Source organism: Roseitranquillus sediminis (assembly GCF_016918935.1).
Lineage (GTDB): Bacteria > Pseudomonadota > Alphaproteobacteria > Rhodobacterales > Rhodobacteraceae > Roseitranquillus > Roseitranquillus sediminis.
Genome location: NZ_JAFFOB010000014.1, coordinates 131,398 through 151,983, shown reverse-complemented (window position 1 = coordinate 151,983; position 20,586 = coordinate 131,398). Strand labels below are relative to the sequence as shown.

The 20,586-nt window shown below is 69.9% G+C and carries 17 protein-coding genes; 10 read left to right on the top strand and 7 right to left on the bottom strand.

The genetic code is table 11. The features are described from left to right. Positions 1-89: 89 nt before the first annotated feature. Entirely contained in the window at positions 90-1,262 is a 1,173-nt protein-coding gene (locus JM664_RS07545) for a M20 aminoacylase family protein (protein ID WP_227419308.1), read from the bottom strand. A gap of 66 nt (positions 1,263-1,328) precedes the next feature. On the opposite strand from JM664_RS07545, the gene mazG reads away from it, so the two are divergent. Beyond that, a complete protein-coding gene (gene mazG / locus JM664_RS07540) occupies positions 1,329-2,126 on the top strand; it encodes a nucleoside triphosphate pyrophosphohydrolase (protein ID WP_227419307.1) in 798 nt (265 codons plus the stop codon). Positions 2,127-2,185: 59 nt separating this feature from the next. Here the strand turns inward: mazG and der are convergent, their stop codons facing one another. The 3 genes from der to JM664_RS07525 all read right to left on the bottom strand — a co-directional run bounded on the left by der (position 2,186) and on the right by JM664_RS07525 (position 5,696). Further along, on the bottom strand, positions 2,186-3,631 hold the full coding sequence (gene der, locus JM664_RS07535) for a ribosome biogenesis GTPase Der (protein WP_227419306.1): 1,446 nt from the start codon (positions 3,629-3,631) through the stop codon (positions 2,186-2,188). A gap of 75 nt (positions 3,632-3,706) precedes the next feature. Then, positions 3,707-4,999, bottom strand: coding sequence for an outer membrane protein assembly factor BamB family protein (locus JM664_RS07530; RefSeq protein ID WP_227419305.1), 1,293 nt, complete (start codon positions 4,997-4,999; stop codon positions 3,707-3,709). 58 nt (positions 5,000-5,057) lie between these two features. Then, positions 5,058-5,696: a hypothetical protein gene (locus JM664_RS07525; protein ID WP_227419304.1), complete on the bottom strand. Its 639-nt coding sequence runs from the start codon at positions 5,694-5,696 to the stop codon at positions 5,058-5,060. Positions 5,697-5,899: 203 nt separating this feature from the next. On the opposite strand from JM664_RS07525, the gene JM664_RS07520 reads away from it, so the two are divergent. The 7 genes from JM664_RS07520 (at position 5,900) to JM664_RS07490 (ending at position 15,406) form a co-directional block, all read left to right on the top strand. Next, positions 5,900-7,069, top strand: coding sequence for an efflux RND transporter periplasmic adaptor subunit (locus JM664_RS07520; protein ID WP_227419303.1), 1,170 nt, complete (start codon positions 5,900-5,902; stop codon positions 7,067-7,069). Continuing rightward, positions 7,066-10,641: an efflux RND transporter permease subunit gene (locus JM664_RS07515; RefSeq protein ID WP_227419302.1), complete on the top strand. Its 3,576-nt coding sequence runs from the start codon at positions 7,066-7,068 to the stop codon at positions 10,639-10,641. The genes JM664_RS07520 and JM664_RS07515 overlap by 4 nt, the downstream gene beginning before the upstream one ends. Before the next feature lie 54 nt (positions 10,642-10,695). Further along, positions 10,696-11,637: a nucleoside hydrolase gene (locus tag JM664_RS07510; RefSeq protein WP_227419301.1), complete on the top strand. Its 942-nt coding sequence runs from the start codon at positions 10,696-10,698 to the stop codon at positions 11,635-11,637. Positions 11,638-11,679: 42 nt separating this feature from the next. Continuing rightward, on the top strand, positions 11,680-13,095 hold the full coding sequence (locus JM664_RS07505; protein WP_227419300.1) for a protein adenylyltransferase SelO: 1,416 nt from the start codon (positions 11,680-11,682) through the stop codon (positions 13,093-13,095). Between the two features lie 72 nt (positions 13,096-13,167). Then, complete coding sequence (locus JM664_RS07500) at positions 13,168-14,271, top strand: histidine kinase dimerization/phosphoacceptor domain -containing protein (protein ID WP_227419299.1); 1,104 nt, start codon at positions 13,168-13,170, stop codon at positions 14,269-14,271. Positions 14,272-14,392: 121 nt separating this feature from the next. After that, positions 14,393-14,692 (top strand): hypothetical protein, encoded by a 300-nt coding sequence (locus JM664_RS07495; RefSeq protein ID WP_227419298.1) that lies wholly within the window; start codon positions 14,393-14,395, stop codon positions 14,690-14,692. A 6-nt stretch (positions 14,693-14,698) separates the two neighbouring features. Next, positions 14,699-15,406 (top strand): NAD-dependent deacylase, encoded by a 708-nt coding sequence (locus JM664_RS07490; RefSeq protein ID WP_227419297.1) that lies wholly within the window; start codon positions 14,699-14,701, stop codon positions 15,404-15,406. Positions 15,407-15,409: 3 nt separating this feature from the next. On the opposite strand, the gene JM664_RS07485 is transcribed toward JM664_RS07490, so the two are convergent. From JM664_RS07485 to meaB, 3 genes are all read right to left on the bottom strand, one after another. Beyond that, positions 15,410-15,850, bottom strand: a complete 441-nt coding sequence (locus tag JM664_RS07485; protein ID WP_227419296.1) for a copper chaperone PCu(A)C — start codon at positions 15,848-15,850, stop codon at positions 15,410-15,412. 10 nt (positions 15,851-15,860) lie between these two features. Further along, the gene (rpmB, locus tag JM664_RS07480) at positions 15,861-16,148 is read right to left on the bottom strand and encodes a 50S ribosomal protein L28 (RefSeq protein ID WP_227419295.1); all 288 of its coding nucleotides are present in this window, start codon (positions 16,146-16,148) and stop codon (positions 15,861-15,863) included. A 100-nt stretch (positions 16,149-16,248) separates the two neighbouring features. After that, positions 16,249-17,253, bottom strand: coding sequence for a methylmalonyl Co-A mutase-associated GTPase MeaB (gene meaB, locus JM664_RS07475; RefSeq protein WP_227419294.1), 1,005 nt, complete (start codon positions 17,251-17,253; stop codon positions 16,249-16,251). A 105-nt stretch (positions 17,254-17,358) separates the two neighbouring features. Between meaB and JM664_RS07470 the strand changes: the two genes are divergently transcribed. Together JM664_RS07470 and hrpB are read left to right on the top strand one after the other, a co-directional pair. Next, positions 17,359-18,063, top strand: coding sequence for a DUF3108 domain-containing protein (locus JM664_RS07470; RefSeq protein ID WP_227419293.1), 705 nt, complete (start codon positions 17,359-17,361; stop codon positions 18,061-18,063). A 61-nt stretch (positions 18,064-18,124) separates the two neighbouring features. Beyond that, positions 18,125-20,524 (top strand): ATP-dependent helicase HrpB, encoded by a 2,400-nt coding sequence (gene hrpB, locus JM664_RS07465; protein WP_227419292.1) that lies wholly within the window; start codon positions 18,125-18,127, stop codon positions 20,522-20,524. Positions 20,525-20,586 lie beyond the last annotated feature (62 nt).

Here is a 20,586-nt window from a genome sequence, read left to right as displayed (position 1 = left end):
CCCCGCCAGGTATAGGCGCCCGCGCGACAGCGCGACGCGCGCCGAGGCCACCCCCGCGCAGCGGGGGTGTTCGAGGCGTGCGTCCCCCGTTACCGGCCCGAGGACATGGGCAGCGCCCGCTCGACCAGTCGCGCGAAGAAGGTCGCTCCGACCGGCGCCACCGCGTCGTTGAACTCATACCGCGGGTTGTGGAGTCCCGCTCCGTCTCCCTGTCCGAGGAAGAGGTAGGCGCCCGGGCGCGCCCGCAGCATGTAGGAGAAATCCTCGGCCCCCATTTCGCGGCCTGATTCGTCGTCCACCCGCTCGTCCCCGGCAACCTCCCGTGCGACCTCGGCCGCGAAGCGGGTCCGGCCAGGATCGTTGTACGTTGCCGGATAGCCGACCTGGTAGTCGAGCTTCGCCGTCGCGCCGAAGGCCGCGGCCTGTCCGGCGACGATCTCCTCGATCCGCGACATGACCATCCGCTGCACGTCTTCCGAGAAGGTGCGAACGGTGCCGCAGATCCAGGCGCGGTCCGGCACGATGTTGTCGGCCGAGCCGCTGTGGATCTGGGTCACCGAGATCACCAGGTCCTGGTCGTTGCGATGGTTGCGGCTGAGGATCGTCTGGATTGCCTGCACGATCGCCACCGCCGGCATGATCGGGTCCACCGTCTCGTGCGGCATCGCCCCATGGCCGCCGCGTCCGACGACGTCGATCTCGAAGGTGTCCACCGCCGCCATCAGCGGGCCCGGGCTCGTGGCGAAGGTGCCCTCCGCCATCCCCGGCGCATTGTGGAGCGCGTAGACCTGAGCGATGTCAAAGCGATCCAACACCCCTTCGTCGACCATAACGCCGGCGCCGCCGCCGCTCTCTTCCGCCGGCTGGAATATCAGAGCGGCTCGCCCGGCGAACTTCCGCGTCTCCGCCAGGTAGCGCGCCGCGCCGAGCAGCATCGCGGTGTGCCCATCGTGGCCGCAGGCGTGCATCCGGCCGTTCACGCGGCTCGCGTGCGCCAGTCCCGTCTCCTCCTGCATCGGCAGCGCATCCATGTCTGCGCGAAGGCCGATGGTCGGTCCCGACGACCGGCCTTCGACAATGGCCACGATCCCCGTCTGCGCGATTCCCTCGTGCACCTCGTCGACCCCGAACTGTCGCAGGCGCTCCGCGACGAAGGCCGCCGTCGCGTGACAGTCGAACCCGATCTCGGGGTTGCGGTGCAGATGGCGGCGCCATTCCGCCATCTCGGGGGCGAAGTCGGCGATGCGGTTCAAGATGGGCATATGGACGTTCCCTCTCGCGATCGGCTAGCCCGTCCGCAGCAATTGCCGATCCGGAAAGGGGCTGCAATGACCGATCGTTCCGCCGCAAGCGCGATGGCAAGTCTCATCGAGATCATGGCTCGGCTCCGCGATCCCGACGGCGGCTGCCCCTGGGACCTCGAGCAGACCTATGAGACGATAGCCCCCTACACGATCGAGGAGGCCTACGAGGTCGCCGACGCCGTGCAGCGCCGCGACTGGGACGATCTGCGGAGCGAGCTCGGCGACCTTCTCCTGCAGGTCGTCTACTTCGCGCGCATGGCCGAGGAGGACGGGCACTTCGACTTCGAGGCGGTGGCGCGCGGTATCGGCGACAAGATGGTGGCGCGCCACCCGCACGTCTTCGGGAACGAGGGACGCGGCAAGTCCGCCGAGCAGCAGACCCGCGACTGGGAGGCGCAGAAGGCCGCCGAGCGGCGGCGGGCCGGTGCGTCGGGCACGCTCGATGGCGTCGCCTTGGGCCTGCCGGCGCTGACGCGGGCGCTGAAGCTTCAGAACCGCGCCGCGCGCGTGGGCTTCGACTGGGACGAGGACGCCGACGTCGCCGCCAAGGTCGCCGAGGAGGCGGCCGAGTTGGCCCGCGCGCGCGGCAGCGGCAAGGTCGATGACATCGAGGACGAATTCGGCGACCTGCTCTTCACCCTCGTCAACCTCGGCAGACGCCTTGAGCTCGATCCGGAGGCGGCCTTGCGCCGCGCGAATGCCAAGTTCCAGCGTCGGTTCGAGCGGATCGAGCAGGCGCTGGACCGCGAGGAACGGACGCCGGCGGAAGCGACGCTCGCCGAGATGGACGCGCTCTGGAACGCTGCGAAGGTGGAAGAGTAGTCCTTGACAAGGTGTCAATGTGCGGCGGGTACGCGAGACCCCGACGCTGACGACCACGCTCAACCGGCCGGCGGCTTGCCGAGATGCTTGCGCAGGCGCGACGGCGTCGACTTCCTGCGGTTCTTGTAGGGGTTGCGGTCCGCCTGACTGCGGAAGGTCAGGCGGATCGGCGTGCCGGGCATGTCGAAGTCGTCGCGCAAACCGTTGACCAGGTAGCGCGCGTAGCTCTCCGGCAGCTTCTCGGGGTGCGAGGCCATCACAATGAAGCCCGGCGGCCGTGTCTTCACCTGCGTCGCGTAGCGCAGCTTGATACGTCGTCCGCCCGGCGCCGGCGGCGGATGCGCGGCCACCATGTCTGCCAGCCAGCGATTGAGCTGGGCCGTGGTGACGCGGCGGTTCCAGATCTCGTGCGCGCGGATGACCGCCGCCTGCAGCCGGTCCATGCCCCGCCCGGTCAGCGCCGAGACGGTGACGAGTGGCGCGCCTCGAAGCTGCGGCAGCAGCCGTTCGAACTCCTCCTTCAATTCACGCAGCTTTGCTTGCCGGTCGTCCTCGAGGTCCCACTTGTTGACCGCAACCACGACCGCCCGGCCCTCGCGCTCGGCGAGGTCGGCGATGCGCAGGTCCTGCTGCTCGAACGGGATGGCGGCGTCGAGCAGAACGACCACCACCTCGGCGAACTTCACCGCCCTGAGTGCGTCGGCGACCGACAGCTTTTCGAGCTTCTCCTGCACCCGCGCCTTCTTGCGCATTCCCGCGGTGTCGAACATCCGCACGGATACGCCGTCCCAATCCAGAAGAACCGAGATCGCGTCGCGGGTGATGCCGGCCTCCGGCCCCGTCAGCAGCCGCTCCTCGCCCAGCAGGCGGTTGATCAGCGTGGACTTTCCGGCATTCGGCCGGCCGACGACGGCGACCTGCATCGGGCGCGACGGTAGGTCCGGCGCCTCGCCCGCCTCGTCGACGTCCACGTCAGTGACGGGTTCCTCTTCCGGTGACGCCTCCTCGTGCGCGTCGATCAGATCGGCGAGCATAGCGGCCAACTCACCGAAGCCCTCGCCGTGCTCGGCCGAGAGCCGCAGCGGCTCGCCGAGACCCAGCGTCCAGGCCTCGATTACGCCACTGTCCGCCGCGCGGCCCTCGCCCTTGTTGGCGGCCAGGATCACGTGCTTCGACGCCCGGCGCAGGATGTCGGCCACGGTCTCGTCCACCGGCGTGACGCCGGCGCGGGCGTCGATCAGGAAGAGGCAGGCGTCGGCCATCTGCACGGCGCGCTCGGTCAGGCGGCGCATCCGCCCCTGCAGGCTGTCGTCCGTCGCGTCCTCGAGGCCGGCAGTGTCGAGGACCGTGAAGCGCAGATCGCCCAGCCGCGCCTGTCCCTCACGCAGGTCGCGGGTCACGCCCGGCTGGTCGTCGACCAACGCCAGCCGCTTTCCAACGAGCCGGTTGAAAAGGGTCGACTTGCCGACGTTGGGCCGGCCGACGATGGCGAGGGTGAAGGGCACGGAGCGAACCTCCCGAAGGCTTCAGACCGCCCCGCCTACACCAAACCGCGGCGCCCCGAAAGCACGATGCCGCGCCTAGCGATAGGCGTGGAGCCGTCCGTCCCTCGTGACGACGTAAAGCGTTCCGCCCGCGATGGCCGGATTGCTGGCCGCGCCGCCCGGAAGCTCGGCCGTGGCGACGAGGGCGCCCGTGGCTGGGTCGAAGCTGCGGATCACGCGGTCGTCGCTCGCCACGATCAGCCGGCCGCCGGCCAGCACCGGACCATAGTGGGCGTGCACCGCCTTGCGACGGCGAAGACGCTGGTTGACGAAGCCCGGCAGTTCGGCCGCCCAGACGCGGGCGCCGGTGACTGCGTCCAGACGGACGAGCTCGTTGGTATCGGAGACGACGAAGACCGCGTTCTGCGTCACCACCGGCGGGCTCATCGCGCCCTCGCGCGCCGTCCAGAGCCGCTCGCCACTCGTCGCGTCGAGCGTCACCGTGCGCCCCGATGGATTGCCGACCACGACGCGATCGCCGGCGATCACAGGGTCGCCGGTGATGTCGTCGATCACGGCATAGGCGCGGCCGGCGCGGCGGCCGGTGATCGGCGCGGTCCAGACCCGCGTGCCGCCCTGCCGAAGGGCCGCCACCAGCTCGCCCGATGCCATCGGGAAGAGGGCGAGGCGCTCGTCCACCGCCGGCGATGCACCACCATCGACGCCGATTGCGCTTGGTACGCCCGAAAGCTGCCACAGGACGCGGCCCGTTTCGACGTCGAGCGCCCAGCCGCGACTGTCGCGCGAAACCGCATAGACGATGTCACCGACCACCGTCGGCGCCCCGGTCGCCACGGCGTCCAGGTCCTGCTCCCAGAGCGTCCGCCCGTTCGATGCGTCGAGAACCAGGAGCTTTCCGAAACCCGTCGTGACGAAGACACGTCCGCCGGTGGCGGCCAGGCCGCCGCCCGAGGCGTCGCCGCTGCGGTCGGCCCGCGGGGTCAGATCGCGCGCCCAGAGTTGCGCGCCTCCGGTCGAGTGCGCCGCCACACGTGCGCGGCTGTCCAGCGTGAAAACTCGCCCACCATCGACCACCGGATCGGCGCCGATCCGGTGTTGACGCCCGGCACCCTGGCCGATGTCCACGCTCCAGACCCGGGTGAGAGACGCCGACAGCGCTGCATGCGGCGGATCATGATCCGGTTGGCCCGCCTTGTGCGTCCAGGAAGCGAGCGCCTGCGGGGGCGCCAAGCTCAGAGGACCTGCACTAGCGACGGGCTCCTCGCGCTCGGGCCGCAGTTCCAGCCGCTCACCCGGCAGGATCTCGTCGCCGCCGCAGCCGGCGAGCGCCAGCAGCGCCAGAACGGTGAGGCAGGCCGCGCGTCTCATGGTCTTGGTCCCCGTTCCGTCCTTCGCACCGGCATCACGCAAGCCGCCCCGTCGCTCGTCATTCCGGCTCCGGCGCGCCCTGCAGCGCGACCATCAACTGCGAAACCCTTGCACGCAAGCCCTCGCTCACCTGCTGGTCCGCCAGCGCGTCCCGCAGCACCGCCACAGCCTGCTCGGTCTCGCCGGCCTGGGCGTGGGCGAGCGCGATAGCCTCGAACGCGAGCAGACGGTAGGGCGCACCGGCCGCGGTCATCGGCTCAAGCGCCGCTATCCGCTCCTCCGGCGACATCGCGTCTTCGGCAAGCACCAGCTTCAGCCGTGCAAGTTCCTGCCATCGCGGCTCAAGCGACTCCGCTCCGGCCACGGCGGCCAGTGGCGCAGTAGCGGCGTCGCCCGGCGCCTCGGCCGCCCGCAGAAGATCGACGAGCGCGGCGCGCCCTCCCTCGGCCTCGATCTCGGCCAGCGCTGCGGCGCGAGCCTCGGCCGTATCGGCATCAAGCGCGGTCACGATCGCGTCCCCGAAGGCCTGCGCCTCCGCCGCATCACGTGCCTTGCGCCATTCGTTCCAGGCGGCGCCGCCGACGACGATCAGCACGACGGCCAATGCCACCCACCACCATCGCCGGATGAACCGGAAGAAACGGTCGCGCCGGACCTCCTCGGTCACCTCTTCGATGAAACTGTCGCTCTGGCTCACCCGATATTCCCATTCTGCTCGGGCGTGACATACAGGCGTGCTTCTGGCATGCCAAGGTCCTGCAAGGTGCGGGAAACGTCACCTCGCCATCGCTGATGTGAACGATTTAGTTTAGCATTAGGGTTCCAAGTTTACGGACCATCTCTAATTGACAGGCTGCCGGCATGGTCGCCGCAGCCACATTGGCCGAGAGAACGAACTAAATGCGACCGATCCCGATCCTGACCGCAATCGTGGTCATGCTGTCGCTCTATCTGCTGGTGTTCGAGCGCAACGGCGTCATGGCCGTCGCACAACGTGAGACGGCCGAGGCTACCGTCGACGCTCCGGTGGAAGAGGAGCCGCACGCTGTCCGCGTCGTGGCGATCGCGTCGCGCGCCCGGGACGTGGACAGCAGCGTCCTCATTCGCGGCCGGACCGAGGCCGCGAGACAGGTCGACGTGCGGGCCGAAACCAGCGGCAGCGTGATCTCCTCCCCGCTTTCCAAGGGTGCGTCGGTAGAGGCGGGCGACCTGCTCTGCATGCTTGACCCCGGCACCCGCGACACCGCCCTGGCAGAGGCCGAGGCGCGCGCGCCCGAGGCGGAGGCGCGCCTGTCGGAGGCCGAGGCGAGGCTCGTGGAGGCCGAGATCAACAACCGTGCAGCCGCGCAGCTGAGCGAGGGCGGCTTTGCATCTGAGACGCGGGTGGCGTCGGCGCAGGCCGCGGTGCAGTCGGCGCGCGCCGGTGTCGAGGCGGCGCGTGCGGGCGTGCAGTCGGCGCAGGCGGCGGTGGCGGCCGCGCAGAAGGAGATCGAGCGGCTGGAGATCCGTGCGCCCTTCCCCGGCCTGCTCGAGACCGACGCGGCGGAACAGGGGTCGCTCCTGCAGCCGGGCGCGCTCTGCGCCACCATCGTGCAGCTCGATCCGATCACGCTCGTCGGGTTCGTCCCCGAGACCGACATCGACCGGGTGGAGCCCGGCGCGCCGGCCGCGGCACGTCTCGCCTCGGGCCGGCAGGTGGTGGGCGAAGTCGTCTTCGTCAGCCGTTCGGCCGACGAGACGACCCGCACCTTCCGCGTTGATGTCCAGGTCGAGAATGGCGACCTCTCGATCCGCGACGGCCAGACTGCCGAGATGATGATAGAGGCCGAGGGCGAGACCGCACACCTGCTGCCACAGTCGGCCCTGACGCTTGACGACGAGGGCCGCCTGGGCATCCGGACCGTGGCCGCGGGCCGCGCGGAGTTCCTGCCGGTGTCGGTCCTGCGCGACACGATGGAGGGCATATGGGTCACCGGGCTCGGCCCTGAGGTCGACGTCATCGTGGTGGGACAGGAATTCGTTACCGACGGAGTCCCGGTTGAACCGACCTACCGGGAAAGTGCGGGATGACCCGCGTCGTCGACTGGGCGGCATCGCGCGCCAGGATGATCCTGGCCTTCGTCGCGCTGTCGCTGGTCGCGGGCGGCTTCGCCTACGCGAACCTCCCGAAGGAGGGCGAACCCGACATCGAGATCCCGGCGCTCTTCGTGTCCGTCCCCTTTCCCGGCATCTCGGCTGAGGACGCCGAGAAGCTGCTCGTCAAGCCGATGGAGACGGAGCTCTCCGACCTCGACGGCCTGAAGTCCATGCAGGGCACCGCGGCCGAGGGATATGCCGGCGTGGCGCTGGAGTTCGAGTTCGGCTGGGACAAGACCAAGACCATCGCCGACGTGCGCGACCGGATGAACAATGCCGAGGCGAGTTTCCCCGAGGGCGCCGACCAGTACTCCATCAACGAGATCAACTTCTCCGAGTTTCCGATCATCATCGTGAACCTGTCTGGCGCGGTGCCGGAGCGGACGCTGCTGCGCGTGGCCTCCGACCTGCAGGACCGGCTGGAGGGGCTGGAGCCGGTGCTGGAGGCGCCGCTGGCGGGGCACCGCGACGAGATGCTCGAGGTGGTGATCGACCCGCTCAGGCTCGAGGCTTATAACGTCACGGCGGGCGAGCTGATCTCGACCGTGGTCAACAACAACCAGCTGATCGCCGCGGGCGAGGTCGAGACCGAGACCGGCGCGTTCAGCGTCAAGATCCCCTCGTCCTTCGACGACCGCACCGACGTCTACAACCTGCCGGTCAAGGTGAACGGCGACCGCGTCGTCACCCTGGGCGACCTCGCCGACATCCGCCTGACCTTCGAGGACCGCGACGGCACCGCCCGCTTCAATGGCGAGGCGACGGTCGCGATCCAGGTCGTCAAGCGTAAGGGCTTCAACATCATCGACACCGCCGCCCTCGTGCGCGAGACGGTGGAGGCCGAGCGGGCGAGCTGGCCGCAGGAGCTGCGCGACGCGATCAGCGTCGGTACCTCGAACGACCAGTCCCGCACCGTCGCCTCGATGGTGAGCCAGCTCGAGGGCTCAGTCCTCACCGCCATTGCGCTCGTGATGATCGTCGTGCTGGCTGCGCTCGGCACGCGCTCGGCGCTGCTCGTCGGCATCGCTATCCCGACGTCCTTCCTGATGACGTTCGCCCTCTTCGCAGTGATGGGCGTGACGATCTCCAACATCGTCATGTTCGGCCTGATCCTCGCCGTGGGGATGCTGGTCGACGGCGCCGTGGTGGTGGTGGAGTACGCCGACAAGCGCATCTCCGAAGGGTCCGGCCCGATGCACGCCTATACCGAGGCAGCCAAGCGGATGTTCTGGCCCATTGCCGCCTCGACGGCGACGACCCTCTGCGCCTTCCTGCCCATGCTGCTCTGGCCGGGCGTTCCGGGCGAGTTCATGGGGATGCTGCCGGTTACGATGATCTTCGTGCTGACCGCGTCCTTCATCGTAGCGATCGTGTTCCTGCCGGTCCTGGGCGGCGTGGCTGGCCGCACCTCGCGCATCTTCGGTCGCGCGTCGGCGGCGCTGCGGCGCTCGCTGCCGTGGGTGGCGCGCGCGGCGCTGGTGCCGCTTGCCTGGATGCTGACTTTCGTGGGCGCGATGCAGTGGCTCAACCCCGGCTACATCTTCGGCGGGACCATTTCGCCGCTACCGGGGGCGCTGGCGATCTTGCCGGGGCCACTGATGTTCTTCGCCGGTTTGGTATCGAGCTCGATCGCGCTCGGCGCCGCGCGGTGGGAACGGCGGCCGCGGCGCATCCGCGCGGGCAAGCGGCGCACGGTCTTCGGACACTTCATCGCCTTCATCGCCGGCAACCCGGTGATGCCGCTCGTCGCCATTGCCGGGGTGATCGCCTTCGTCCTCGGGACCTTCACCGTCTACGGGCAGAACAACAGCGGCGTGGAGTTCTTCGTCGACTCCGAGCCGGAGCAGGCGATCGTCTACGTCCGCGCACGCGGCAACCTCAGCCTGGTCGAGAAGGATGCGCTGGTCGACGAGGTTGAGCGGGTCGTGCTCGATACCGAAGGCATCGAGAGCGCGTTTGCCTTCGCCGGCGAGGGCGGGCTCAACTCCATGGCCGGGTCCGAGGCGCCGCTCGACGCCGTCGGTCAGGTCCAGATCGAGCTGATCCCGTGGGAGGATCGGCCCGCCTACGCCGCCCGTAACGGACTGAACGCCGAAGAGCTTGACGGGGACCTGATCCTCGACCGGCTGCAGGCCGAACTCGACATGATCCCCGGTATCGCAACCGAAATCCGCGACCTCGCCATGGGCCCCGGCTCTGGCAAGCCGGTCCATCTGCGGTTGAAGGGCGAGAACTGGAATGAACTTCTGGCCGCCACCGCCGTCGCCCGGCAGAAGTTCGAGAGCACCGAGGCGCTGATCGAGGTCGAGGATACGCGCCCCCTGCCCGGCATCGACTGGCAGATCGACGTCGACGTCGAGAAGGCCGGCCGCTACGGCGCCGACGTGGCGACCGTGGGTGCGATGGTGCAACTGGTGACCCGTGGCATCCTGCTCGACACGATGCGCGTCGAGAGCTCGGACGAGGAGATCGAGATCCGCGTGCGCCTGCCGGAGGAGGACCGGGTGCTGTCGACGCTCGACTCGCTCAAGGTGCGGACGGCGGACGGCCTGATCCCGCTCTCGAACTTCATCACCCGCCAGCCGGTCGAGAAGCTGGGCCAGATCGACCGCATCGACCAGATGCGGTTCTTCGACGTGAAGGCCGACGTGCGGCCGGGCCTGACCAACGCCGAGGGTGTGGCCATCAATCCCAACGAACGGATCGCCGTCCTGACCGAGTGGCTCGAGACCGATCCGCTCCCGGCGAGCATCGACTGGGCGTGGACCGGGGACCAGGAGGAGCAGGAGGAGTCGGGCCAGTTCCTGATGACCGCCTTCGCCGGCGCGCTGGGCCTGATGTTCGTGATCCTGCTCGCGCAGTTCAACTCGTTCTACAACGCTGTCCTCGTGCTGTTGGCGGTGGTGCTGTCGACCGCCGGCGTGCTGGTGGGGATGCTGGTGATGAACCAGCCGTTTTCGATCATCATGACCGGGACGGGCATCGTGGCGCTGGCGGGCATCGTCGTGAACAACAACATCGTGCTGATCGACACGTACCAGGAGTACAGCCAGTACATGCCGCGGATCGAGGCGATCGTGCGAACTGCGGAGTCGCGGCTGAGGCCGGTCCTGCTGACCACCATCACGACCATGGCCGGCCTGACGCCGATGATGCTGGGCATCAGCCTCGACTTCTTCGGCGGCGGCTATTCGATCGACAGCCCGACCGCGCTCTGGTGGAAGCAGCTGGCGACGGCGGTGGTCTTCGGCCTCGGCATCGCGACGGTGCTCACGCTGATCTTCACGCCGTCGATGCTGGCGCTCCGGATCTGGTCGCGCACCATCGCCAACTGGATCGGCTCGGTCGTTGCCGCGCGGTCCTTCGGCCGCGGCAGCCGGGCGGCGCGCGACCGCGCCCTCGCGCGGGCGGTTGGAAAGTTGTCGCTGCCGGAGATCATCTGGGACGTGGAGGTCCCGCGCGATCATCTGGCGGGAGCCCAGACGTCGCTGAGGGCCGCCGAGTAGCGTCACGCGAGTCGCCCGTTTACTTCGCGAGGACGCGCCGCCAATCTCGCGCCCATGAGCCCGCGCAAGATCATCATCGACACCGACCCCGGCCAGGACGACGCCGTGGCCATCCTCACCGCGCTCGCCTCGCCTGAAGAACTCGAGGTGCTCGGAATCACCGCCGTCGCGGGCAACGTACCGCTGGCTCTGACCCAGAAGAACGCCCGCATGGTCTGCGAGCTTGCCGGGCGCCCCCGCGCCCGCGTCTTCGCGGGCTGCGATGCGCCGCTCGCGCGACCGCTCGTCACCGCCGAGCACGTCCATGGCAAGACCGGACTCGACGGAGCCGAATTGCCGGATCCGGCATTGCCGCTCCAGGACGCGCACGCGGTCGACTTCCTGATCGACACGCTGAGGGCCGAACCAGGAGGCACGGTGACGCTGTGCCCACTCGGGCCGCTGACGAACATCGCCTGCGCGCTGCAGAAGGCGCCCGACATTGCGGGGCGCATCGCCGAGATCGTGCTGATGGGCGGCGCCTACTTCGAGGTCGGCAACATCACGCCCGCCGCCGAGTTCAACATCTATGTCGACCCGGAGGCGGCCGCGGCCGTCTTTGCCTGCGGCGCGCCGATCACGGTGATGCCGCTCGACGTGACGCACAAGGCGCTGGTGACGCCCGAGCGCAATCGCGCCTTCCGCGACCTCGGCACCCGCGTGGGCGAGACGGTGGCCGCCTGGACCGACTTCTTCGAGCGGTTCGACAAGGAGAAGTACGGCAGCGATGGCGCGCCGCTGCACGACCCCTGCGTGATCGCCTATCTCCTGAAGCCGGAGCTCTTCAGTGGCCGCCACGTGAACGTGGAGATCGAGACCGCGTCCGACCTGACGCGCGGCATGACCGTAGCGGACTGGTGGCGCGTGACAGACCGGGCGCCCAACGCCACCTTCATGGGCGATCTCGACGCTGATGGCTTCTTCGCGCTCCTGACCAAGCGGATCGGCCGGCTCTAGCCGCCACTGGCGGGCAGGCGCCTCCGGCCCTACCTAGCCCTCATGGACTTGCGGATTTCCTTCGACAACAGCTACGCCCGCCTGCCCGGCCGGTTTTATTCGCGCCTTGCGCCGACTCCGGTGGCCGCGCCGTCGCTGATCCGGCTCAACGAGCCGCTCGCGCGAAGCCTTGAATTCGACGTGGAGGCGCTGCGGTCGGACGATGGCGTGGCGATGCTGGCGGGCAACCTCGTGCCCGAGGGCGCCGAGCCGCTGGCGCAGGCCTACGCGGGCCACCAGTTCGGCGGGTGGGTGCCTCAGCTGGGTGATGGCCGCGCGATCCTGCTGGGCGAGGTGCTGGGCGAGGACGGGCGGCGCGACGTGCAACTCAAGGGCTCCGGCCCCACCCCCTTCAGCCGTATGGGCGACGGGCGCGCCTGGCTTGGGCCGGTGCTGCGCGAATACGTGGTCAGCGAGGCAATGCACGCGCTGGGCATCCCGACGACCCGCGCCCTCGCCGCGGTCTCCACCGGCGAGGAGGTGCTCCGCGAGGCGCGCCTGCCGGGCGCGGTCCTGACCCGTGTGGCCCGCAGCCACGTCCGCGTCGGCACGTTCCAATACTTCGCCGCTCGTCAGGACGTGGAGGGGCTGCAAGCCCTGACCGAGCATGTCCTCGCGCGCCACTATCCCGACGCCGCCGGTCCGCTGGGGCTGCTGCAGGCGGTGGTCGCGGCGCAGGCCGAGCTGATCGCCGCCTGGATGAGCGTCGGCTTCATCCATGGCGTGATGAACACCGACAACATGAGCGTAGCGGGCGAGACGATCGACTACGGGCCCTGCGCCTTCATGGACGCCTACCATCCCGACAAGGTCTTCTCCTCAATCGACCGCTTCGGCCGGTATGCCTATTCGGCGCAGCCGCAGGTAGCGGTCTGGAACATCGCGCAATTCGCGACCTGTCTCATCCCGCTGATGGGCGAGCGCGAGGCGGCGATCGAGGCCGCGACCGAAGCGGTGCACGCCTTCCCCGAACTCTACCAAGCGGCGTATCTGCGGCGCTTCCGCGTCAAACTTGGCCTGCGCGGCTCCGAGGAGGGGGACGCGGCGCTGATCGGCCGCCTCCTTGACGTGATGGCCGCCGAGGGTGCCGACTTCACCGCGACCTTCCGCGCGCTCACCGAAGACCGGCTCGACGCGCCTTTCCGTGTCTGGCGCGGCGAATGGCTTGCGCGGCTTGAGCGAGAGGGCGCGGACATTTCCGCGGCGCAGGACGCGATGCGACGAGCAAACCCGGTGCTGATCCCCCGCAATCATCGCGTCGAGGAGGCGATCAGTGCCGCCGTCGCAGGAGATTACGCGCCGTTCCATACTCTTGCCGAGGCGACGGTCCGCCCTTGGAAGCCCGAGGCGCGGCATCTGCCGCTGGCCGACCCGCCGGCGCCGGGTCAGGAGGTTCGCCAGACCTTCTGCGGCACCTGAAACGCGCGCGAGCAGCCTTGCCGACGTCGCGTTACGGGTCCAGAAGGTGCCTTGGCGCATCCGGTGAGCTTCATGACCACGCATCAAAAAACTCCCTTCTCGCCGTACCAGGACCCGCGGCTCGGAGCACTTGTGGCGACCGGGCTGGTGGGCTCGGCGCGCGAGCAGGATTTCGACGACATTGTCGCCTATGTGGCCGAACTCTGCGAGGCACCAGTCTGCCTGATCTCGCTGGTCGAGGACGAGCGGCAGTGGTTCAAGGCGACCCATGGAACCGAGCTTCGCGAGACGCCGATCAGCCAGTCGATCTGCCTCCACGCGCTGACGGAGGACGAGATCCTCGAGATCCCTGACACCGCGCTTGACCCGCGCACAGTTGACAACCCGCTTTGCCAAGGACCAGAGGCCTTTCGCTTCTACGCCGGAGCGCTGTTGCGGCTTGAGAACGAAATTCCCCTCGGCACGCTTTGCGTTCTTGACCACAAGCCGCGGCACCTCACTTCGCACCAGCGGCGCACGATCCTCCTCCTCGCCCGACAGGTCGTGAGGCAGATCGAACTGCGCGAGGCGCTGGCGATGCAGAAGCGTCTGCAGGCGGAGATCGACCACCGTGTCAAGAACTCGCTCCAGATGGTTGCCTCCTATCTCAGGATGCAGCGCCGCGGTGCGAGCGAGGAGGCCTGTCAGGTGCTGCTCGACGCGGAGCAGCGCGTGGCCGCGATCTCGGCGCTGCATGCGGCAATCAACGACACCGGCGGCGGCAGCGTTCCGCTGGCGCATTACCTTGGCCGGATCGCGCAGCTTCTCGACGAGTCGCTGCCGAAGAACGTCAGCGTTCGCGTCGCCGTGGAGGAGGCCTACGTGCCGCCCGAGCGGGCGGCGGCGCTGGGCCTGATCGTGAACGAGTTCGTCACCAACTCCGTCAAGCACGCCTTCCCGAACGAGCGTGTCGGAAGCGTCACCCTGACTGGGCAGCGGAACGGCGGGCTCTACCGACTGGTCCTCGCCGACGACGGCACCGGCTTCTCCGAGGTGACAGAGACACCGAGCCTCGGGCTGAAGATCATCGGCGCGGCCAGCCGGCAGTTGCAGGCCAAGGCCGCGTGGTCGCAGGATACGGAAGGCACCTGCCTGACCCTCTCCTTTTCCGCGAGCGAGGCTCTCCCCGCGAACTGATGCAGACAGCCCTCACCCGCCGGGCCTTTTCGCATCCGAGGTTGCCCGAAGTCTGCCCTTGTGGCAGCCTTCGCGCCACATAGCGCGGTCAACGCGCACGGGCAGAATGAGGAAATCGAGCATGTTTCGCATCGCAGCATTGGCTCTGGCCATGACCCTCCCGACGCTGGCGCAGGCCGGCTTGGTCGAGAACGCGTGCCTCAGGTCCGACCGCGGACCCAGCAGGTCGCTCTGCGGCTGCATCCAGCAGGTGGCCAACGCCACGCTTGACCGGCGCGACCAGCGCCTTGCGGCGAGCTTCTTCGCCGACCCGCACCGCTCGCAGGTGGTCCGGCAGTCAAGCCGCCGCTCGGACGAGGTCTTTTGGCAGAGGTACAAGCGCTTCGGCGCTACGGCCGAGGCGCACTGCGCGCGCCGCTAGGTTCCCGTGAGGGCGCGTCGGATTGTCATCCTGACCGGCGCGGGGATCTCGGCCGAGAGCGGCCTCGGCACCTTCCGCGACGCTGGCGGCGTCTGGTCCCGGTACGACCTCGTGGACGTCGCCACGCCCGAGGGCTTCGCCCGCGATCCGGCGCTGGTGCATGAGTTCTACAACGCCCGACGTGTGTCGGCGCGGGCAGCGCAGCCGAACGCGGCTCATCACGCTCTGGCGCGCCTCGAAGCGCGGGGTCCCGAAGTCACCTTGGTCACGCAGAACGTGGACGACCTGCACGAGCGGGCGGGGTCGCGCCGCGTCCTGCACATGCACGGGCGGCTGGACGGCGCGCTCTGCGGCGCATGCGGTCACAGATGGGACGCGGCAGAGACGATGGCGCCGGGAGAGGCTTGCCCCTCCTGCGCCGCTGGCGCGGGACGGCCGGACGTCGTGTGGTTTGGCGAGATGCCGTACCACATGCCGGAGATCGAGGCGCTTCTGGCGCGTTGCGACATCTTCGTGGCGATCGGCACATCGGGCAACGTCTACCCCGCCTCCGCCTTCGTAGAGGAAGCGGCGATGGCCGGCGCGCACACGCTGGAACTCAACAAGGAGCCGTCAGAGGTCGCGCGCGCGTTCGGTGAGACGCGGTACGGTCCCGCCAGCCAGGTCGTGCCGGCGTGGGTGGAAGAGTTTCTGGGAGGCTCTCGCCACGGCTGAGCTTCAGTGGCCGGCGTGCCCGTCGCTCATCCCCACCGTCAGTGGCACATCGAGCCGAACCTCGCCGGCCCGCTCAAAGATCAGCGTGACCGCAGCCGTCTCCGGCAGCGGCCGCTCCAGCCCCATGAGCATGACGTGCGCGCCGCCGGACTCGAGCGTCAGGACCTCGCCCGCTGCGACGGGGAGGCCGTCCTCGACGGGCGTCATGCGCATCACCCCGCCAGCGTCCTGGGCCGACACGTGCAGCTGCGTCTCGGCCGCCGCATCGCTGCGCGCCGCCAGTAGCCGGTCGTCTTGGCCGGTCTCGTTGAAGATGCGCATGTAGAGGGCGCCGGCTTGGGCAGCGGGAGTCGCGATGCGCGACGCCGCATCCTCTACCCGCATCTCGGCCGCTGCCGCCGTTCCGGCACAAAGCACCAGTGCGGTGAGCGACGCGCGCAGCATCGTCCGCACCTCAGGCCGTAGCCACGGCCTTCTGCACGTCGCGCTTGATCTTGAGCGCCGTGTCCGACAGCTCCCCGTCACGCGTGCTGAGCAGATAGCTGTCGAGACCGCCGCGATGATCAACCGTGCGCAGTGCCGAGGCCGACACCTTCAGGCTGAACGTCCGGCCCAGCGCCTCGGACATCAGCGAGACGTCGTTGAGGTTCGGCAGAAAGCGACGCTTGGTCTTGTTGTTGGCATGGCTGACGTTGTTGCCGACCATCGGCCCCTTGCCGGTCAGTTCGCAGCGGCGCGACATGTGCTCATCCTCGTCTTGTGGGTCGAAACCGCCCGGACGGCGGGTCCGCCAATGAGAAAGGGCACCGCCACGGCAGCGCCCGGAAATCCGTCCGCGGCTCTTAGTCCCCGTCGCCGCCCGCGTCAAGCGACAAGGGCGGCAGCGCATCCAGCACCTCGGCCGCCGCCGCTCCAGGCGTCCGGCGGCCCGCCTCGACCTCAGCGCCCAGCCGCGACAGAGCCTCGGCCGTTGCGGGATCGGCCGAGAGTCGCGCCAGCAGGCCTTGACGAACCTCGTCCTCGAACCATCTGCGCGCCTGCTCCGCCCGCCGCCGGTCCCAGTGCGAGTGCTCCCGCCGCCAGTCACCGAGCCGTCGGACGCGCTCCCACGCCTCGTCCAGCCGCTCCTCCTGCAGCGCGGAGACAGTCAGCGCCGCGGGAATGCCCTCCGGGTCGCCCTCGCGCCGCCGCAGCAGCCGCAGCGCACCGGCATAGTCGGCCCGCGTCCGCTCGGCCGCCGCGGCGAGGTCGCCGTCGGCCTTGTTGACCAGGATCAGGTCGCAGGTCTCCATGATGCCGCGCTTCACGCCCTGCAGCTCGTCGCCGCCGGCCGGTGCCATCAGCAGCACGAACACGTCGGACATGCCGGCGACCAGCGTCTCGGACTGCCCGACGCCCACCGTCTCGATCATCACCACGTCGAAGGCCGCCGCCTCGCAAAGCGCCACCGCGTCGCGTGTGCGCCGCGCGACGCCGCCCAATTCCGCCTGCGCCGGCGAGGGGCGGATGAAGGCCAGCGGCTCGCGCGCCAGCCGTTCCATCCGCGTCTTGTCGCCGAGGATCGAGCCGCCCGACCGCGCCGAGGACGGATCCACCGCCAGCACCGCCACCCGCATGCCGCGCGACGTGAGCATGGTCCCGAAGGCCTCGATGAAGGTGGACTTGCCGACGCCGGGCGTGCCCGAGAGGCCGATGCGCAGCGCCTGCCGGTCAGTCCCGACCCGCTCCAGCAGCCGGGTCGCGGCGCGGCGGTGGTCCGTGCGACCGCTCTCGATCAACGTGATCGCCCGCGCCAGCGCCCGGCGGTCCCCCGCCCGCACCCGCTCGGCCAGTTCCTCGGTCTCCATGCCGCCCCCGCACACGTCATCGTCATGCCGGATCGGCCGGCTGCGGGTGTCTTGCCCGTTGCGGCCAGCCTATGTCTAGGCCGTGCCACCGACCCGGAGCCGCCGATGCGCATCATACTGATCCTGCTCACGCTTCTGCCGGGCCTCGCGGCCGCGGCGCCGTCGCAGGGCACGTTCGACGTTTACATCCGCGGCCTAAAGGCTGGAACGCTCGCATTCGCGGGCGAGGAGGCCGGAGGCACCTACGCCGCGAGCGGCAAGCTGGAGTCCCGTGGCCTGCTGGGGCTGTTGCGGCGGGTGCGCTACGACGCTGCGGTCAGCGGGCGGATCGTCGGCGGGCGCTATGTGCCTGCTACCTATCGCGAAACAACCGATACCAGCCGCCGGCAGAGCTCGGCCGTCATGGAGTACCGCAGCGGCGTTCCGCAGCTCAAGCGGTACTCGCCGCCGCGCGAGCCCGACGAAGACGACCTGGACCCGTCGGGGCAAGGCGGCACCGTGGACCCGATGACCGCAATCTGGGCGCTCCTGCGCACCGTTCCTCAGGATGAGGCCTGCGGCTTCGCCGCGCCCATGTTCGACGGCGCGCGGCGCAGCTGGATCGGCCTCGGCGAGCCACAACGGCAGGACGGCGCCATCCTCTGCACCGGCGAGTATCGCCGTGTGGCGGGCTTCAGCGATCGGGAAATGAGGGAGAAGTCGCGCTTTCCGTTCCGCGTGACCTACCGACCTGTGCCCGGCGGCCTCTGGCGCATCGAGCGGGTGGAGATGGACACGCTCTTCGGCACCGGCGTCATGGTCCGGCGCTGAGCCGGCGTTGACTGCCGGCCGAGGCTGAGCCACTCCCGACGGGCCAGCGGAGGAATTGCCCGTGACCCGCCTGCCCGTCGAGGACGCGCTGCCGGAGTTCCTGTCCGCGCTTGCCCGCGCGGGTCGCGCGGTGCTGCAGGCGCCGCCGGGCGCGGGCAAGACGACCCTCGTGCCCCTCGCCATCCACCACGCTAGCCTCTCGCCGGGCCGCATCGTCATGCTGGAGCCGCGCCGCCTCGCCGCACGAGCCGCCGCCGAGCGTATGGCCGAAATGCTGGGTGAGCCGGTCGGGCGCACGGTCGGCTACCGGATGCGCGGCGCGACGAAGGTCTCGCGCGAGACGCGGATCGACGTGGTGACCGAGGGCGTCCTGACGCGGATGCTGCTCGCCGACCCCGGTCTCGACGGCATCGGCATGCTGATCTTCGACGAGTTCCACGAGCGCTCGCTCAACGCCGACCTTGGCCTTGCGCTGGCTTGGGAGGTGCGGGGCGCGCTGCGGGACGACCTCAAGCTCCTCGTCATGTCCGCCACGCTCGACGCCGCGCCGGTCGCGGCAATGCTCGACGCCGCGCCGGTCATCACGGCGGAAGGGCGCGCCTATCCGGTCGAGACGATCTGGCTCGACCGCCCCCTGCCCCGCGAGCGCCGTCTCGAGGACGCGGCGGCCGACCTGATCCGCCGCGCGCTCTCCGAGACCGAGGGCGGGGTGCTGGCGTTCCTGCCCGGCGCGGGCGAGATCCGCCTTACAGCCATGCGCCTCGGCGATCTGCCGGGCTGCGCCGTCCGCCCGCTCTACGGCGCGTTGCCGCCGGCCGTGCAGCGCGCCGCGATTCGGCCGGACCGGGAGGCGCGCAAGGTGGTGCTGGCGACCTCCATCGCCGAGACGTCGCTGACCATCGAAGACGTGCGCGTCGTCGTCGACTGCGGCCTCGCCCGGCGGCAGCGGCACGATGCGGCCTCGGGCATGGCGCGCCTCGTGACCGAGCGCGTCACGCTCGCCGAGGCGGACCAGCGGCGCGGCCGGGCGGGTCGAGTGGCGCCCGGCACCTGCTATCGCCTCTGGACACGGGGCGAGGAAGGGGCGCTGGCGCGCTTTCCGCCGCCCGAGATCGCGGTCGCCGACCTTGCGCGGCCGGCGCTCGACCTCGCGCTCTGGGGCGCGCGGGACGGGACAGCTCTCGCTCTCCTCACGCAACCGCCGGCGGCTGCGCTGGCCGAGGCGCAGGCACTGCTCCTCGAACTCGGAATGATTGAGACGGATGGCGCGCCCACGGAGCACGGCCGTCGCGCCGCCGAATTGCCGCTGCACCCCCGGCTCGCGCACATGGCCACCGTTGCCGGAGACGCCGCGGCGTCCGTTGCGGCGCTGCTTTCCGAGCCACCCCCGCCCGGCGCGCCGACCGACCTCGTCGCCCGCCTCGCGGCTCTGCAGCGTGGGGAGGAGGGGTATCGCGCCGCGCGCACCCAGGCGCGCCGGCTGGCGCGTGCGTTGCCGCAGGTGGATGCCGCACTTTCTTTGGGGGCGATGGTGGCGCTCGCCTACCCCGACCGTGTCGCGCTGCGCCGCCCGGGCGACGCTCCGCGCTACCTGCTGTCGGGGGGCAAGGGCGCCGCGCTGCCGCCCGACGACCCGCTCGCCCACCTGCCAATGCTGGCGGTTGCCGAAACGGACGGCCATCCGCGCGAGGCGCGCATCCGGCAGGCCGCCGTTTTAATCGAATCCGAACTGCGCGATCTCTTCCCGGACCGGATCCACACCGAGCGGATCTGCGAATGGTCGCGCCGCGAGGGCCGCGTGCTGGCCGTGGAGCGGGAGCGTTTCGGTGCGCTCGTCCTCGTCGAGCGGCCGTGGCGCGACGCGCCCGACGAGGCGGTGACGGCTGCGATGCTGCAGGGCGTCCGCACACTCGGCCTCGGCTGGAGCGCGACCGCCCGCCGCCTGCGCGCCCGCATCGCCCTCGCCAGTGCCGAGGGACATGACCTGCCTGACGTTTCCGACGAGGCGCTGACCGACCGGCTGGAGGAGTGGCTGGCGCCGCACCTCTCCGGAGTCCGCACGGCTGCGGCGTGGCAGGCCTTCGATCTGACGCCGGCGCTGGAGGCGATGCTCGACTGGCCGGCCCGGCAAGCACTCGACCAGGCTGCGCCTTCGCATTACGGTACGCCCACCGGCCGCTCGGTCGCGATCGATTATTCGGGCGAGGCGCCCGAGGTCGCCGTGCGGCTGCAGGAGATGTTCGGGGTCACGTCGCACCCGGTAGTCGCGGGCCGTCCGCTGCGCATCACGCTGCTCTCTCCGGCAGGCCGTCCCTTGCAGACGACGACGGACCTGCCCGGCTTCTGGTCCGGCAGCTATGTCGACGTCCGCAAGGACATGCGCGGCCGCTATCCGCGCCACCCGTGGCCCGACGACCCGACCGCCGCCCAGCCTACCCTGCGGGCGAAGCCGCGCGGCTGACGCTTTCTTCGACGCAAAACGCGTCGATCGAATGGCACCGTTCTGCTACGGTCGCCTCATTG